Annotated in this window: 16 protein-coding genes and 1 pseudogene; 10 read left to right on the top strand and 7 right to left on the bottom strand. The window is 71.1% G+C overall.

Annotation, left to right across the window (positions count from 1 at the left end; genetic code table 11):
* Positions 1 to 61 precede the first annotated feature (61 nt).
* Together HDC93_RS11440 and HDC93_RS11445 are read right to left on the bottom strand one after the other, a co-directional pair.
* Positions 62 to 982, bottom strand: a complete 921-nt coding sequence (locus HDC93_RS11440) for an SCO1860 family LAETG-anchored protein (protein WP_185009812.1) — start codon at positions 980 to 982, stop codon at positions 62 to 64.
* 155 nt (positions 983 to 1,137) lie between these two features.
* Positions 1,138 to 2,229, bottom strand: coding sequence for an amidohydrolase family protein (locus tag HDC93_RS11445; protein WP_185009814.1), 1,092 nt, complete (start codon positions 2,227 to 2,229; stop codon positions 1,138 to 1,140).
* Positions 2,230 to 2,363: 134 nt separating this feature from the next.
* Between HDC93_RS11445 and HDC93_RS11450 the strand changes: the two genes are divergently transcribed.
* The 6 genes from HDC93_RS11450 (at position 2,364) to thpD (ending at position 7,676) form a co-directional block, all read left to right on the top strand.
* Entirely contained in the window at positions 2,364 to 3,464 is a 1,101-nt protein-coding gene (locus tag HDC93_RS11450) for an aminotransferase class V-fold PLP-dependent enzyme (RefSeq protein ID WP_311774537.1), read from the top strand.
* Positions 3,465 to 3,602: 138 nt separating this feature from the next.
* A complete protein-coding gene (locus HDC93_RS11455) occupies positions 3,603 to 4,142 on the top strand; it encodes a DinB family protein (RefSeq protein WP_185009818.1) in 540 nt (179 codons plus the stop codon).
* Between the two features lie 340 nt (positions 4,143 to 4,482).
* The gene (gene ectA / locus HDC93_RS11460) at positions 4,483 to 4,989 is read left to right on the top strand and encodes a diaminobutyrate acetyltransferase (protein ID WP_185009820.1); all 507 of its coding nucleotides are present in this window, start codon (positions 4,483 to 4,485) and stop codon (positions 4,987 to 4,989) included.
* A 61-nt stretch (positions 4,990 to 5,050) separates the two neighbouring features.
* Positions 5,051 to 6,322 (top strand): diaminobutyrate--2-oxoglutarate transaminase, encoded by a 1,272-nt coding sequence (ectB, locus tag HDC93_RS11465; protein ID WP_097215872.1) that lies wholly within the window; start codon positions 5,051 to 5,053, stop codon positions 6,320 to 6,322.
* Between the two features lie 39 nt (positions 6,323 to 6,361).
* Positions 6,362 to 6,760 carry an ectoine synthase gene (locus HDC93_RS11470; RefSeq protein ID WP_053670739.1) on the top strand — a complete coding sequence of 133 codons (399 nt, stop codon included), beginning with the start codon at positions 6,362 to 6,364 and terminating at the stop codon, positions 6,758 to 6,760.
* Between the two features lie 7 nt (positions 6,761 to 6,767).
* The gene (thpD, locus tag HDC93_RS11475; RefSeq protein WP_185009821.1) at positions 6,768 to 7,676 is read left to right on the top strand and encodes an ectoine hydroxylase; all 909 of its coding nucleotides are present in this window, start codon (positions 6,768 to 6,770) and stop codon (positions 7,674 to 7,676) included.
* Between the two features lie 244 nt (positions 7,677 to 7,920).
* Here the strand turns inward: thpD and HDC93_RS11480 are convergent, their stop codons facing one another.
* The 5 genes from HDC93_RS11480 to HDC93_RS11500 all read right to left on the bottom strand — a co-directional run bounded on the left by HDC93_RS11480 (position 7,921) and on the right by HDC93_RS11500 (position 12,642).
* Complete coding sequence (locus tag HDC93_RS11480; protein WP_185009824.1) at positions 7,921 to 8,973, bottom strand: aminotransferase class V-fold PLP-dependent enzyme; 1,053 nt, start codon at positions 8,971 to 8,973, stop codon at positions 7,921 to 7,923.
* Positions 8,974 to 9,069: 96 nt separating this feature from the next.
* Positions 9,070 to 9,786 carry a DsbA family oxidoreductase gene (locus HDC93_RS11485; protein WP_185009826.1) on the bottom strand — a complete coding sequence of 239 codons (717 nt, stop codon included), beginning with the start codon at positions 9,784 to 9,786 and terminating at the stop codon, positions 9,070 to 9,072.
* Between the two features lie 74 nt (positions 9,787 to 9,860).
* Positions 9,861 to 10,355: a GNAT family N-acetyltransferase gene (locus HDC93_RS11490; protein WP_185009828.1), complete on the bottom strand. Its 495-nt coding sequence runs from the start codon at positions 10,353 to 10,355 to the stop codon at positions 9,861 to 9,863.
* Positions 10,356 to 10,401: 46 nt separating this feature from the next.
* Positions 10,402 to 11,010, bottom strand: coding sequence for a DUF1349 domain-containing protein (locus HDC93_RS11495; protein ID WP_185009830.1), 609 nt, complete (start codon positions 11,008 to 11,010; stop codon positions 10,402 to 10,404).
* 99 nt (positions 11,011 to 11,109) lie between these two features.
* Entirely contained in the window at positions 11,110 to 12,642 is a 1,533-nt protein-coding gene (locus tag HDC93_RS11500; protein ID WP_185009832.1) for an aldehyde dehydrogenase (NADP(+)), read from the bottom strand.
* Between the two features lie 132 nt (positions 12,643 to 12,774).
* On the opposite strand from HDC93_RS11500, the gene HDC93_RS11505 reads away from it, so the two are divergent.
* From HDC93_RS11505 to HDC93_RS11520, 4 genes and pseudogenes are all read left to right on the top strand, one after another.
* Positions 12,775 to 13,548, top strand: coding sequence for an IclR family transcriptional regulator (locus HDC93_RS11505; RefSeq protein WP_031109054.1), 774 nt, complete (start codon positions 12,775 to 12,777; stop codon positions 13,546 to 13,548).
* A gap of 3 nt (positions 13,549 to 13,551) precedes the next feature.
* Entirely contained in the window at positions 13,552 to 14,025 is a 474-nt protein-coding gene (locus tag HDC93_RS11510) for a GNAT family N-acetyltransferase (RefSeq protein ID WP_185009834.1), read from the top strand.
* Positions 14,018 to 14,143: pseudogene (locus HDC93_RS11515) on the top strand (DNA-binding response regulator); the annotation flags it as partial. The gene HDC93_RS11510 and the pseudogene HDC93_RS11515, both read left to right, overlap by 8 nt.
* 76 nt (positions 14,144 to 14,219) lie before the next feature.
* Entirely contained in the window at positions 14,220 to 15,677 is a 1,458-nt protein-coding gene (locus tag HDC93_RS11520; protein ID WP_185010380.1) for a penicillin-binding protein 2, read from the top strand.
* The last annotated feature ends 44 nt before the right edge of the window (positions 15,678 to 15,721 follow it).

Below are 15,721 nucleotides of genomic sequence, written 5' to 3' on the forward strand. Positions count from 1 at the left end.
CCGGGCCGGCCGACGGGGCAGGGTGGCTGTGCCCCGGCGGCCGGCCCCGGATCGCCGGGGGTCATCCCCGACGGCGTACCCGGGACAGCACGGCCCCGCCCACGGCGAGCAGGACGATCGCGGTGCCCACGAGGTACGGCGTGGCGGAGCTGCCGCCCGTCTCGGCCAGGTTCGTCTCGGCGGGTGCTCCCTGCGGCTCGACGGCGGCGGGCGAGGCGGACGGCTCGGCCGACTCGGCCGGGGCCCGTTCGGCGACCTCGGGCCGGGGTGTCCGGCAGGTCGCCTCGGCCAGGGTGACGGTGCCGTCGACCTCCGCGACGTTCTGCTTCAACGGGTCGACGGAGACCTTGAGTTCGAGGGCGGTGGCGGCGGCGTTGCGGGCCGTGGTGCGGGTGTTGTCGAGGTCCAGGCGCACCTCGCCGACGCCCGGCACCCTGACTTCCGCCGGGCCTTGGCCGGTCAGGGCCACGCGCTTGCCGAGCACGGTCAGGAAACCGGGCAGGGCGGTCGTGGCGACCGGGTTCTCGCCGACCTCGCAGGTGGCCTTGGCGGTGACCTTCTCGACCTCGATCAGCGACAGCAGCGGCAGGCCGGGGACGTGGAGGCGGGCGTGGGCCAGGGTCGTGATCCCCTCGGCCTTCATGGGGGTCGTGGTGGCCCTCGCTTCGGCCACCTCCGCGCGCAGCACGCTGAAGGGCCGGCCGCCGTCCACCGCGTCCAAAGTGGCCGTCAGCGTGGTCTTCTCTGCGCTCTGCGGGGCCTGGACGTCGTTGAGGGAGACGGTGAGGGGGACGTCCACCGGCTTGTTCAACGGGGAGACGTCCAGGTCGGTGCGCAGGACGGCGGCGCTCGCGCGGCCGTGGTCGCCGGAGGCGTGGGCCGTGCTCACACCCGTCAGCGCCAGAGGGCCGGCGGCGAGGGCCGTGGCCGTCGCGACGGTCACCAGACGAAGTGCGGGCTTGCGGACGGAAAAGCTGTTCACGTTCAGGTCTCCCAGGAAAACCGGCTCGGGTCCCGGTGAGAATCGCCGCACCGCGCCAGTGGCTTGAGCGATCTGACGCCGCTTCACTCCAACGTGGCGAGATCACGGGCGTTTTCGAATATTCCCGGCGCAGGTGTTCCCCATCACCGTCATGACTATCCGACCACGCGTCCGTTCAGCACCACCCGGCGCGGCGAGGCCAGGACCCGTACGTCGGCCCGCGGGTCCTCGTCGTAGACGACGAGGTCGGCCGGGGCGCCCTCGTCCAGGCCCGGGCGGCCGAGCCAGGCGCGGGCCGTCCAGGTGCCCGCGGCGAGGGCCTCGACGGGCGGGATGCCGGCGGTGACGAGTTCGCCGACCTCGGCCGCGGCCAGGCCGTGGGCGAGGCCGCCGCCGGCGTCGGTGCCGACGAAGACCGGGATCCCGGCGTCGTAGGCGCCCCGGACGGTGTCGTAGCGGCGTTCGTGGAGCCGGCGCATACGGGCCGACCAGCGCGGGAACCGGGCCTCGCCGCCGTCGGCGAGCTGGGGGAAGGTGGCGATGTTGACGAGGGTCGGGACGATGGCGACGCCGCGTTCGGCGAACAGCGGGACGAGGTCCTCGGTCAGGCCCGTCGCGTGTTCGATGCAGTCGATGCCCGCCTCGACGAGGTCCCGCAGGGAGTCCTCGGAGAAGCAGTGCGCGGTCACCCGGGCGCCCAGGCGGTGGGCCTCGGCGATGGCCGCCTCGACGGCCTCGCGCGGCCAGCACGCCGACAGGTCGCCGAGGTCGCGGTCGATCCAGTCGCCGACCAGCTTGACCCATCCGTCGCCGCGCCGGGCCTCCTGGGCGACATAGGCGACCAGGTCATCCGGCTCGATCTCCCAGGCGTAGTTGCGGATGTAGCGGCGGGTGCGGGCGATGTGCCGCCCGGCGCGGATGATCTTCGGCAGGTCCTCGCGGTCGTCGATCCAGCGGGTGTCGGAGGGCGAGCCGGCGTCGCGGATGAGCAGCGTGCCCGCGTCCCGGTCGGTCAGGGCCTGCTTCTCGGCGACGTCCTCGGGGACCGGGCCGTGCCGGTCGAGTCCGACGTGACAGTGCGCGTCGACGAGGCCGGGCAGGGCCCAGCCGACGACCGTGCGGATGTCGCGGGCGCCGGCGGGACGGTCGTAGGAGATGCGGCCGTCGACCACCCACAGCTCGTCCCGGACGTCCTCGGGCCCGACGAGCACCCGTCCCTTCACGTGCAGCACCGTGCGATCGCTCATGCACCGCACCTTAGTGAGCCGCCCGGCGGGACTCGAAGGGGGCCGGTGTGCGCGGGACTCGGCGCGCAGGGGGGTGCGGGCCGCCGGTTACCCTCGATGCGATCGAACCTGCTGTGAGTGAAGAGAGCTCTGCCGTGACGCATCCGTTTCTGGACCTGGCCCCGCTCGGCGCGGACCGCTTCGCCGCGATCGAGGACCGCGCGGCGCGGCTGCTGAGCACCGGACAGGACGTCGTGATCATGCAGGGCGAGGCGCTGCTGCCGCTGGAGGGCGCGATCCGTGCCGCGGCCGGTCCGGGCACGACGGCGCTGAACGTCGTCACGGGCCCGTACGGGCAGACCTTCGGCGACTGGCTGCGGGACTGCGGTGCCACGGTGATCGACCTGTCGGTGCCCTTCCACACGGCGGTGACGGCCGAGGAGATCCGGCAGGCCTTCGCCGAGCACCCGGAGATCGACTTCGTGTCGCTGGTGCACGCGGAGGCGGCGACGGGCAACACCAACCCGGTCGCGGAGATCGGCGAGGTCGTGCGGGCGCACGGGGCGCTGTTCTACCTGGACGCGGTGGCGTCGATCGGGGCCGAGCCGGTGCTGCCGGACGCGTGGGGCGTGGACCTGTGCGTGATCGGCGCGCAGAAGGCGATGGGCGGTCCGGCCGGGGTGTCGGCGGTGTCGGTGAGCGAGCGGGCCTGGGCGCGGATGGCGGGCAACCCGAACGCGCCGCGACGGTCGTACCTGTCGCTCCTCGACTGGAAGGAGCGGTGGATCGACGGTGGCCGCAAGGCGCTGCTGCACGCGCCGGCGCAGCTGGAGATGCTGGCCCTCGAGGCCTGTGTGGAGCGGATCGAGGCGGCCGGCCTGGACGCCGTGATGGCCCGGCACGCGTCCGCCGCGGCGGCGACCCGGGCCGGTGCGGTCGCGCTCGGTGGCGGGCTGGAGCCGTACGTGTACGAGGCTCGGGACGCGGCGCCCGTCGCCACGACGCTGCGGGCACCGTCCGGGGTGGTGGCGTCGGAGCTGGTCCGGCGGGCGCTGGAGGCGGATCCGGCGGTGCCGCTGGCCGCGGGCGGGGGCCCGCTGGCCAAGGAGATGATCCGGGTCAACCACTACGGCGCGGACGCGACGCCGGGCGCGGTGCGAGCGAGCCTGGCGGCACTGGGCGTGGCGCTCTTGGAGCAGGGACTGCCGGTGGATGTGGAGGCGGCGCTGCGGGCCGTCGAGGAGGCGTGGCGGTAGTCGTCGGCTCGAGGCCCGAAGGGCCTCGCCCCGCTGCGGCCTGGACGGCCTCGTCCCCGAGCGCCGGGCGGGCTGAAGGACGCCGGTCGGCGCCGGTGGCCGGGGAGCGCTGTCAGTGGTGCGTGCCATGCTCCCCGCATGACCTCTGACACAACTGCCGGGTCCCCTCTGCGCCTTCCCGACGGCCGTCCCGTGCCGCATCTCAGCGGTGACGAGCGGGCCATGCTCGAGAGCTGGCTGGACTTCCACCGGGCCACGCTGGAGCTGAAGTGCGCCGGGCTGGACGACGCTCAGGTGCGGATCGCGGCGGCCGAGCCGTCGTCGCTGACCCTGCTCGGGCTGGTGCAGCACCTCGCCGAGGTCGAGCGCCACTGGTTCCTGCGGGTGTCCGGCGGGCTCGCCGTACCGCCCGTGTTCGAGGACGCGACCGGCTACGCGCTGGATCCGGCGCGCGGGCTCGACGAGGCACTCGGGATCTGGCGGCGGGAGATCGCAGGGGGACGGGAGCTGTGCGCCGGGCTGCCGCTGGACCACGTCGGGCGGGTCGCCGAGGGGCCGATGCCCGGCATGGAGGTCAGCCTGCGCTGGGTCTTCATCCACATGATCGAGGAGTACGCACGGCACAACGGTCACGCCGATCTCCTGCGGGAACGTATCGACGGAGTGACCGGGGCCTGAATTGCACGTGCTTTCCGAGACCCCTCACATGTAAGCTGGCACACAATTAATGAATTCCTCCAAGAGCAGCTTCCCGTATTCTTCTGCCCGCTTTTCCCGGTCCTAAACGCGCAGATTTTGAGGACACTCCGAGGGGAAATTCCGGCAGATCCCGTGGGGCTTACACGGCTGTGACGCGTTACACACCGTGACCGATTTGCCCGGTAATTACCGGGCAATATCGGGCGTTCTGCCGCCTCGATACGTCAATCTGCGCGCCCGCGCGATAACACAGACGAGGCCCATATGTAACCCCGATCGGCGATGCAATTTTGAATTTCGCTGGGTAAGTTCAATTCGTATGACTGCCGTACAAGCAGATCCGCAAATCGACCGCCCCACCGTGGCTGACGGAGTCGCACTCTGGCGGATGGCGAAGGACTCGAAGGTTCTCGACCTGAACTCGTCCTACAGCTATCTGCTGTGGTGCCGTGACTTCGCCGCCACCTCGGCCGTCGCCCGGGACGAGCAGGGCGAGCCGATGGGCTTCATCACCGGGTACGTGCGGCCGGACAGCCCGCGCACCCTGCTGGTCTGGCAGGTGGCGGTGGACGAGGCCCACCGCGGGCGCGGACTGGCCGCCGCACTGCTCGACGGCCTGGTCGCACGGACCACGGCCGAGATGGAGGTGACGACGGTGGAGACCACCATCACCCCGGGCAACACCGCCTCGGAGCGCCTGTTCACGTCGTTCGCCGAGCGTCACGGCGCCCGGCTGGAGCGCGAGGTGCTGTTCGACACGGGCCTGTTCCCCGACGGGCCGCACGACGCAGAGGTGCTGTACCGCATCGGCCCCCTGCCCCACTGACTTCCCTGACGTACCGCCCGACTCCCGCAGACTTCCCCACCGCACCGAGGAGCGATTCTTCGTGACCATCACCCAGCCCGACCTGAGTGTCTTCGAGACCGTCGAGTCCGAGGTACGCAGCTACTGCCGCGGCTGGCCCACCGTCTTCGACCGTGCGGTGGGAAGCCGCATGTACGACGAGGACGGCCATGAGTACCTCGACTTCTTCGCCGGAGCGGGGTCACTGAACTACGGGCACAACAACCCGGTCCTGAAGCGCGCGCTGATCGACTACCTGGAGCGGGACGGCGTCACCCACGGGCTCGACATGTCGACCACCGCCAAGCGCACGTTCCTGGAGGCCTTCCAGAACCTGCTGCTGCGCCCGCGCGACCTGCCGTACAAGGTCATGTTCCCGGGCCCGACCGGCACCAACGCCGTCGAGGCCGCGCTGAAGCTGGCGCGCAAGGTGAAGGGGCGCGAGTCGATCGTGTCGTTCACCAACGCCTTCCACGGCATGTCGCTGGGCTCGCTGGCCGTCACCGGCAACGCCTTCAAGCGCGCCGGCGCCGGTATCCCGCTGGTGCACGGCACCCCGATGCCGTTCGACAACTACTTCGACGGCACGGTCGAGGACTTCCTGTGGTTCGAGCGGCTGCTGGAGGACCAGGGCTCCGGCCTCAACAAGCCGGCCGCCGTGATCGTCGAGACCGTGCAGGGCGAGGGCGGCATCAACGTGGCCCGGCCCGAGTGGCTGCGCGCCCTGTCCGAGCTGTGCGAGCGGCAGGACATGCTCCTGATCGTCGACGACATCCAGATGGGCTGCGGCCGTACCGGCGCCTTCTTCTCCTTCGAGGAGGCGGGCATCGTGCCGGACATCGTCACCGTCTCGAAGTCGATCAGCGGATACGGCATGCCCATGTCGCTGTGCCTGTTCAAGCCCGAGCTGGACGTCTGGGAGCCCGGCGAGCACAACGGCACCTTCCGCGGCAACAACCCCGCGTTCGTCACGGCCACCGCGACCCTGGAGACCTACTGGGCCGACGGTTCCGCGATGGAGAAGCAGACCCGCAAGCGCGGCGAGCAGGTCGAGCAGGCGCTGATCTCCATCACCGAGGAGAACCTGGCCGACGTGAAGGAGTACCGGGGCCGCGGCCTGGTGTGGGGCCTGGAGTTCCACGACAAGGCCCGCGCGGGCAAGGTCGCCAAGCGCGCCTTCGAGCTCGGACTGCTCATCGAGACGTCCGGCCCGGAGAGCGAGGTCGTGAAGATGCTCCCGGCCCTCACCATCACGCCCGAGGAGCTGGACGAGGGCCTCAGCGTGCTGGCCCGCGCCGTCCGAGAGACCGCCTGACCAACCGAGCACCACTCATCTAGGAGGCATCGCAGCACCGTGATTGTCCGTTCGTTCAAGGAGATCGAAGGTACCGACCGGCACGTGAAGGCGGCGTCCGGTACGTGGGAGAGCAAGCGCATCGTCCTCGCCAAGGAGAAGGTCGGCTTCTCCCTGCACGAGACGGTCCTCTACGCGGGTACGGAGACGTCGATGTGGTACGCGAACCACATCGAGGCCGTCGTCTGCGTGGAGGGCGAGGCCGAGCTGACCGACCACGAGACCGGGCTGACGCACACCATCACGCCCGGCACCATGTACCTCCTGGACGGGCACGAGAGGCACACGCTGCGGGTCAAACAGGACTTCCGCTGCCTCTGCGTGTTCAACCCGCCCGTGACCGGACGGGAGGACCACGACGAGAACGGCGTCTACCCGCTGCTCACCGAGGAGGTGTGACGTTTCCATGACCGCCACCACCGACACCACCACCGCAATGCCCGACCTCTACCCCAGTCGCGGTGCCGCCGAGGCGCTGACCCCGCGCCAGGACCCGGTCGTCTGGGGCGCACCCGACGCCCCGGGCCCGGTCGCCCCGGCCGACCTGCTGTCCTTCGAGCGCGACGGCTTCCTGGCCATCGACGAGCTCATCACCGAGGACGAGGTCGCGGTCTACCGCAACGAGCTGAACCGGCTGGTGAACGACCCGGACATGCGTGCCGACGAGCGGTCGATCGTCGAGCCGAAGTCCAAGGAGATCCGCACGGTCTTCGAGGTGCACAAGATCAGCGAGGTCTTCGCCCGGCTGGTCCGCGACGAGCGGGTCGTCGGACGGGCGCGGCAGATCCTCGGCTCGGACGTGTACGTCCACCAGTCGCGGATCAACGTCAAGCCGGGGTTCGGCGCCAGTGGTTTCTACTGGCACTCGGACTTCGAGACGTGGCACGCCGAGGACGGTCTGCCGCGGATGCGCACGGTGTCGGTCTCGATCGCGCTGACCGAGAACTTCGACACCAACGGCGGACTCATGATCATGCCGGGGTCGCACAAGACGTTCCTCGGGTGTGCGGGTGAGACGCCGAAGGACAACTACAAGAAGTCGCTGCAGATGCAGGACGCGGGCACGCCGTCGGACGAGGCGCTGACCCAGATGGCCACGCAGCACGGCATCAAGTTGTTCACGGGCAAGGCCGGTTCGGCGACCTGGTTCGACTGCAACGCCATGCACGGTTCCGGCGACAACATCACGCCGTTCCCGCGCAGCAACGTGTTCATCGTGTTCAACAGTGTGGAGAACACGGCGGTCGAGCCCTTCGCGGCGCCGGTTCGGCGGCCTGAGTTCATCGGGGCGCGGGACTTCACGCCGGTACGGTGACCGCTCCTCGGCCGGGGGCCCGGGGGTTGCCCCCCGGACGGCACAGCATCGGGGCGCGGGACTTCACGCCCGTACGGTGACCGCTCCTCGGCCGGGGGCCCGGGGGTTGCCCCCCGGACGGCACAGCATCGGGGCGCGGGACTTCACGCCCGTACGGTGACCGCCGCCGACGGTGAGATGACTGTGTGAAAGAGCTGCCGGGTGGGGCCTCCTCGTGTGGGACGGGAGGCCCCACCCGGTTTTCTCATGCCGTCAAGGCGTCCAGGAGCCGGTCCACATCCGCGGGCGTGTTGTAGAGGTGGAACGCCGCCCGCAGGTTCCCGGACCGGTCGGACACCTCGATGCCGGCCCGGCTCAGCTCACCCTGCCGGTGGCCCAGCCCCGGAACCGACACGATCGCCGAGCCCGGCGCGGGCACCGGCTCGTGGCCCAGCCCGGCGAGCCCGGCACGGAACCGGTCCGCGAGGCCGACGTCGTGGGCGTGCACGACGTCGACGCCGATCTCCTCCAGCAGCTCCAGTGAGGCACGCAGCCCGGCGTAGGTGAAGAGGGCCGGACTGACGTCGAACCGCCGTGCGGAGTGGGCGAGTTCCGCGACGGGGCCGTAGCAGCTGTCCCAGGGGCGTTCCCCGGCGACCCAGCCCGCGAGCAGCGGCGTGAGCCCGCCGAAGTCCCGCGGGGCGACGAAGAACGAGGCCCCGTGCGGGCCCAGCAGCCACTTGAATCCGACGGCGGCGAGGAAGTCGTCCGCGTCGGCCTCCATCGGCAGCCAGCCGGCCGACTGCGAGGCGTCGACGTAGGTACGGGCGCCGTGGGCCCGGGCCGCGGCACGCACGGCCGGCAGGTCGGCGAGGCGGCCGTCGGCGGACTGCGCGGCGCTGACCGCGACCAGCGCGGTGTCCGGGCGGACGGACTCGGCGAGCCGCTCCAGGGGCACGGCGCGCACCTTGAGGTCGCCGCGCGTGTGAAACGGGTTCACCAGCGAGGAGAAGTCGCCCTCCGCCGTGAGGACTTCGGCCCCCGCGGGCAGCGAGGCGGCGATCAGCCCGCCGTACTCGGCGACCGAGGCACCGGTTGCGACGCGTTCGGCAGGAACGCCGGCCAGCCGGGCGAAGGACGCGCGGGCGGCCTCCACGTCCTCGTACAGGGGACCCAGGGGCGTGCCCTCGGCACGCATCCGCACCGCCGCCTGCACGGCGCCGACGGTCCGGGTGGGCAGGAGCCCGTTGCTCGCGGTGTTGAGGTAGGTGTGCTTCGGGGTGAACTCGGCACGGACGAGGTTCTCGAAGGTCTCCATGGGACCACTCTGCGTCCCCGGGATCTCCCCGTCCATTGCCGATTTCTGCGTGATGCCGCTAAGGAGCGCTTATGGGTTCGCTCCGACCTGGGCGTTTCAGTGCTGGGGCACGGCGCACCCGTCCGGGCCGCAGGCGTCCGCGTCGTCGTTGCCGTCGACGGTCTTCAGGGGCGAGGGCTCCCCGTACGCCTGGGTGAGGGCCCGGGCGAAGACCTCGGTGGGCTGGGCGCCGGAGACGCCGTACTTCCGGTCGAGGACGAAGAAGGGCACGCCGTTCGCCCCGAGCTGCGCGGCCTCGCGCTCGTCGGCGCGGACCTCGTCGGCGTACGCACCCGGGTCGGCGAGCACCGCGCGCACGGCCTCGGTGTCGAGACCGGCGGCCGAGGCGAGCTCCACCAGCCGCTCGTCGTCGTTGAAGACGGACCGCTCCTCGGCGAAGTTGGCCCGGTAGAGCAGGTCGAGCAGCTGCTCCTGGCGGCCCCGCTCCTTGGCGAAGTGCAGCAGGCGGTGCATGTCGAAGGTGCTGCCGTGGTCGCGGCCCCGGGTGCGGTAGTCGAGGCCTTCCGCCGAGGCCTGGGCTCCGAGGTTGTCCTCGCCGGCCTCGGCCTGCGCGGCGCTCATCCCGTACTTCTTGGTGAGCATCGTGATCACGGGCTGGATGTCGTCCTTGGCGCGGCCGGGGTCCAGCTCGAAGGAGCGGTGCACGACCTCGACCTCGTCGCGGTACGGGAAGTCCCGCAGCGCCTTGTCGAAGCGGGCCTTGCCCACATAGCACCAGGGGCAGGCGATGTCGCTCCAGATCTCGACGCGCATGTCTCGGCTCTCTCCAGGTCGTACGGGTACGGAGACTCCCTCCGCCAAGTGGATGAACGTTCAAGCAGCGGGCTTCATTCCCCGGGCAGGGCGAACCGCATCCGCAGATGGTGGCCGCCCGGCCCGGCCGGTTCGGGGACCCACCCCTGACGCCGGTAGAACTCCTGCGCCCGCCGGTTGCCGACGTGCACCTCCAGGAGAGCCGTCCGTCTGCCGTCGGCCCGCCACTCCTCCACACAGGCCGCGTGCAGGGCGGTGCCGACGCCCGCACGCCAGTGGTCGGGGTCGACGTGGAACTGGAACAGCTTCACCGTGTCCGTCGGCGCGTCCTGCGGGGTGCGGAAGGAGGCCAGTGCGACGATGCGCCCCGCCTCGACGAGGCACAGCACCCGCCTGTCCGGCCGCGTGAGGGCGCCGCGCCAGGCCTCGGTCCAGTCGGTGCCGTCCTGCGGCACCCCGCCGGGGCAGTACGTCGCCCGGGCCCGCGCGTGCAGCGCGACGACGTCCGCCACCTCGGCGGGCAGGACGGTACGGATCACACGGCCCGGAACCACTCGGTTGCTGATCATGGAACGGAGGACGAGGCCGGGCCGGGACGCGGTTCCCGGCCGCCCCTCAGCTGCCGTCGCGCAGGTCGTCCGGCCAGCTCTGCCTGAACTCGATGTGGTCGTACGTCACCACGCACCCCTCCCCCATCGGGGACTGCGCCATGAAGCCGACCAGGGCCGCGCCGGTCTCCTTCTCGTCGCCGAGGGTGAAGAGGCGGACGAAGGTCCAGCGTTCGCCGTCACGGGAGGCGTGGAAGGCGAAGGCCCGGCCGGTGCGGCTGATCCGGAGCCAGACGGAACTGCCGTCCACGGTGAAGGAGTTGGCGTCGTCGGAGTGCCCCCGAGTGACCACCGTGCAGACGGTGGGGACGTCCGGGGAGTACTCCAGGCAGAGCTTGGCCCAGGCCCGCTCCCCCACGTGCACGTAGAGCACCCCGGCATCGAAGGCCGCGCCGAACCCGACGGTGACCTTGGCGATCAGCTGGAAGTCCCCTTCGGGCGCCCCGAGCAGCCGGGGAGCGTCGGAAGCGGGGTCCAGCCCTTCCCCGGTGGGCGGCACGAACCGATCCTGCCGCGCCCCGGCCCACCCGGTGAGCACGCCCTCCTCATAGGACCAATGGGCTTCGGGCCCGTAGGTGCGCAGGGGGAACGGGAGTTCGGAAATCTCGAGATCCATTCGACCGAGTCTCCCAGGTCCGACCTCAAGGGGCGCGGGGAATTGCGCGATCGACCACAACGATCCGGCAGCCCGCAATCCACCGCACCCCCCGCGGCGCTAACGCTCCAAACGCCCGTTGAACCGCCGCGGCAACCCCAGCGGGTTCTCGTCCCGCAACTCCGCGGGAAGCAACGCGGACGGCGCGTTCTGGTAGGCAACAGGCCGCATCCACCGCTCGATCGCCGTCCCGCCCACCGACGTGGACGTCGACGTCGTCGCCGGGTACGGCCCGCCGTGATGCTGAGCCGGCGCGACGGCGACCCCCGTCGGCCAGCCGTTCACCAGCACGCGCCCCGCCAGCGGCGTCAGCTCCGCGAGGATCTCCGCGCCGCGGCCCTCACCGGCCGCCTCCTCCTCGGACAGCTGCACCGTCGCCGTGAGGTTGCCCGGCAGCCGCGACAGCACCGCCTTCACCTCGGTCTCGTCCTCGTAGCGGGCGACGACCGTGACCGGCCCGAAGCACTCCTCCAGCAGCAGGTCGTGCTCGCCCTCCACGGCCAGCCGGCTCGCCGGCACCGTGAGGAAGCCCGCGCTGACGGTGTGCTCGCCGCCCGCGCCGGGGGTGACCGGGGAGTCGACGTCGGGCAGCTCGGCCCGCTCGGCGACGCCGGCCACGAAGTTGTCGCGCATGCGGTGGTCGAGCAGGACCCCGGCGTCGGTGTCGCTGACGGCGTCCGTCAGCGACTTCAGCAGGGCGTCGCCCGCGGCACCGGCCGGCACGAGGACGAGGCCCGGCTTCACGCAGAACTGGCCGACGCCCAGCGTCATCGAACCGGCGAGCCCGGCGCCGATCGCCTCGGCCCGCTCGGCCGCCGCGGCCTCGGTGACGACGACCGGGTTCAGCGAGCCCAGCTCGCCGTGGAAGGGGATCGGGACCGGGCGGGCCGCCGCCGCGTCGAAGAGGGCGCGGCCACCGCGCACGGAGCCGGTGAAGCCGGCCGCCGCGACCAGCGGGTGCCTGATCAGCTCGATGCCCGCCTCGAAGCCGTGGACCAGGCCCACGACGCCCTCGGGGATGTCGTGCCGGGCGGCGGCGCGGCGCAGCACCTTGGCGACGTACTCGGACAGGGCCGGGTGGTCCGGGTGGGACTTGACGACGACCGGGCAGCCGGCCGCGAGGGCGCTCGCGGTGTCGCCGCCCGCGACCGAGAAGGCGAAGGGGAAGTTGGACGCCGAGTAGACGGCGACGACGCCCAGCGACACCTTGTAGCGGCGCAGGTCGGGGATGGGCGGGGTCGCGGTGTCGTCAGGGTGGTTGATGACGACGTCGAGGAAGGCGCCCTCGTCGACGATGTCCGCGAAGGCACGCAACTGGTAGCAGGTGCGGGCGAGCTCGCCGGTCAGCCGGACCGGGCCGAGCGCGGTCTCGGCGTCGGCGGTCTCGACGAGACCGTCCTTGGCCGCTTCCAGCTCGTCTGCGGCGGTGCGCAGGAAGGCCGCGCGGACCGTGCGGTCGGCGAGGGCGCCGCCGCGTGCCTCGTGCGCGGCGCGGACGGCGGCGTCCACCTCCTGGGCTGTGGCCTCCACCGCAACCTGTTCACGCTGCTTCCCGGTTCGGGGGTCGACACTCCAGACTGGTGCTGCTGCCACCGCGGGTCCCTCCACACATGTATTGCCGCAGTACTGGGTCACCCACCAGGGGTGTTCGATATACTGAACGCTGTCTCTGATGATGAATACGCTGTGGAGACTATTTCGCGTCCAACGAAGGGGTCAAGGGCGATGTCGGCTGGCGAGACGGGCGGCGGGGCGCAGGTCAAGTCCGCGGTACGAACGGTTGAACTGCTCGAATACTTCGCCGGACGCCCCGGCATGCACTCCCTCGCGGCGGTCCAGGAGGCCGTCGGGTATCCCAAGTCCAGCCTCTACATGCTGCTGCGCACCCTGGTCGAACTGGGCTGGGTGGAGACGGACGCGACGGGCACGCGATACGGCATCGGCGTGCGGGCCCTGCTGGTCGGCACGTCGTACATCGACGGTGACGAGGTCGTCGCGGCGGCCCGCCCGACGCTGGACCGGCTCTCGGACGACACGACCGAGACGATCCACCTCGCCCGCCTCGACGGCACGAACGTCGTCTACCTGGCCACCCGCCAGTCCCAGCACTACCTGCGTCCCTTCACCCGGGTCGGCCGCCGGCTGCCCGCGCATTCCACGTCCCTCGGCAAGGCGCTGCTGAGCACGTACTCGGACGAGCAGGTGCGCAAGATGCTCCCGGAGACGCTGCCCGCGCTGACCGAGCACACGATCACCGACCGGGAGAAGCTCATCGAGGAACTGCGCCAGGTGCGGGAGCAGGGTTTCGCGGTGGACCGCGAGGAGAACACGCTGGGGCTGCGCTGCTTCGGCGTGGCGATCCCGTACCGCACCCCGGCGCGGGACGCGATCAGCTGCTCGGTGCCGGTGGCGCGGCTGACCCCTGCGCACGAACAGCTGGTCAAGGACGCGCTCTTCGACGCGCGGGACCGGCTGACACTGGCCACCCGTAGGCTCTGATTCATGAACGTCGAGCTGCGCCAGGTCCACGACAGTGATCTGCCGGTCTTCTTCCGGCAGATGAACGACCCCGAGTCCCTGAGCATGGCGGCCTTCACTCCGGAGGATCCGGCCGACCGGGCCGCCTTCGACACCCGCTGGTCCCGGATGCGCTCCTCGCCCGACGTCGTCGTCCGTACGGTCCTGGCCGACGGGGACGTGGTCGGCAGCGCGGGGGTGTACGGGGTGCCGGGCGAGCGCGAGGTGACGTACTGGGTCGACCGCGCGTACTGGGGCAAGGGCATCGCCACGCAGGCGCTGCGGGCGCTGCTCGCCGAGGTGCCCGAGCGCCCGCTGTACGCGCGGGCGGCGTCGGACAACGCGGGGTCGCTGCGCGTGCTGGAGAAGTGCGGGTTCCGGGTGACGGCGGCGGCCCGCGGGTACGCCCCGGCCCGGGGCGCCGAGATCGACGAAGCGGTGCTCGTCCTGGAGGGCTGAGGTCGGCCCGGCCACGGTGAAGTCCCACGTCGCGGCGGACCTGGCCAAGACCGGCACCCGGGACCGCACGCAGGCGGTGATCGCCGCGTACGAGGCCGGCTTTCTGAACGGCGGATGAGAAAACCGCCCCGCCGGATGAGAAACCAGGACGGACGGGAACGATCCGCCCGGTGTGGCTCGTCCTCCAGTTCGCAATGAACAAGACGATCAGGCGCGCTTCGGTCTTCTCGCTGCTCCTGGTGCTCGCTCTGCTGGTCAGGGCGACCTGGGTGCAGTTCTACGAAGGCCAGGCGCTGGCAGACGACAAGGACAACCGGCGGAACGCGATCGAGACGTACTCGGCGCCGCTCGGGAACATCGTCGTGGGCGGCCGGTCGGTGACCGGTTCGGCGCCGACGAAGAAGAGCGACCTCAAGTACAAGCGGACGTACACCGACGGCGCGCTGTACGCGGCGGTGACGGGGTACGCGTCGCAGGCGTACGCCCCGACCCAGATGGAGGGCATCTACAGCGACCTGCTCAACGGCACGGACAGCCGGCTGAAGTCCGTGATGGACACGCTCACCAACGAGCGGGCCGAGCCGGGCAACGTGGTCACGACCATCGACCCGGACGTGCAGAAGGCCGCCTACGAGGCGCTCGGCGACAAGAAGGGCGGTGCCGTCGCCGTCGACCCGAAGACCGGGAAGATCCTCGCGGTCGTGTCGACGCCGTCGTACAACCCCTCCTCGCTGACCGACGCCAACACCGCGGGCACTGCCTGGCGGAAGCTCACCTCGGACCCGGAGAAGCCGCTGGTCAACCGTGCGCTGCGGCAGCCGCTGCCGCCCGGTTCGACGTTCAAGCTGGTCGTGGCGGCGGCCGCGCTGGAGGACGGGTTGTACTCCTCGGTGGACGAGCGGACGGACAGCCCGGACCCGTACACGCTGCCGGGCACCAGCCGGGACCTGACGAACGAGAACCCGAACGCGCCCTGCACGAACGCGACCATCCGCACGGCGCTGGAGTACTCGTGCAACAACGTCTTCGCCAAGATGGCCGTGAAGCTGGGCCAGGACAAGGTGAAGGCGATGGCCGAGAAGTTCGGCTTCAACGACGACAGGCTGGATGTGCCGGTCCGGGCCTACACGAGCGTGTACCCGTCGGACATGGACCCGTCGCAGACGGCCCTGACGGGCATCGGCCAGTTCGACGTCACGGCCACCCCGCTGCAGATGGCCATGGTGTCGGCGGCCATTGCCAACGGCGGCAAGCTGGTGTCGCCTCACATGGTCTCGCAGATCACCAACAGCGGCGGTGATGTGCTGGAGGACTACGACGACGACGCGCGCACGAAGGAGATCGTCAGTTCCTCGACCGCCGAGCAGTTGCAGTCGGCGATGGAGACGGTCGTGAACAAGGGCACGGGCACGAACGCCAAGGTCCCGGGCGCGATCGTGGGCGGCAAGACGGGCACGGCCCAGCACGGCGAGAACAACAGCCAGGTGCCGTACGCCTGGTTCACCTCGTACGGCAAGTCCGAATCGTCGGGCAAGGAGGTCGCCGTGGCGGTCATGGTCGAGCAGTCGGACGCGGCCCGCTCGGAGGTCAGCGGCAACGGCCTGGCGGCGCCGGTCGCCAAGGCCATGATGCAGGCGGCGCTGAAGGACTGAGCCTGCGCCACTGAACCTCCGCCGCCGATAAGCCGTCTGTACGG

The organism is Streptomyces sp. AK010 (genome assembly GCF_014207295.1).
Lineage (GTDB): Bacteria > Actinomycetota > Actinomycetes > Streptomycetales > Streptomycetaceae > Streptomyces > Streptomyces massasporeus.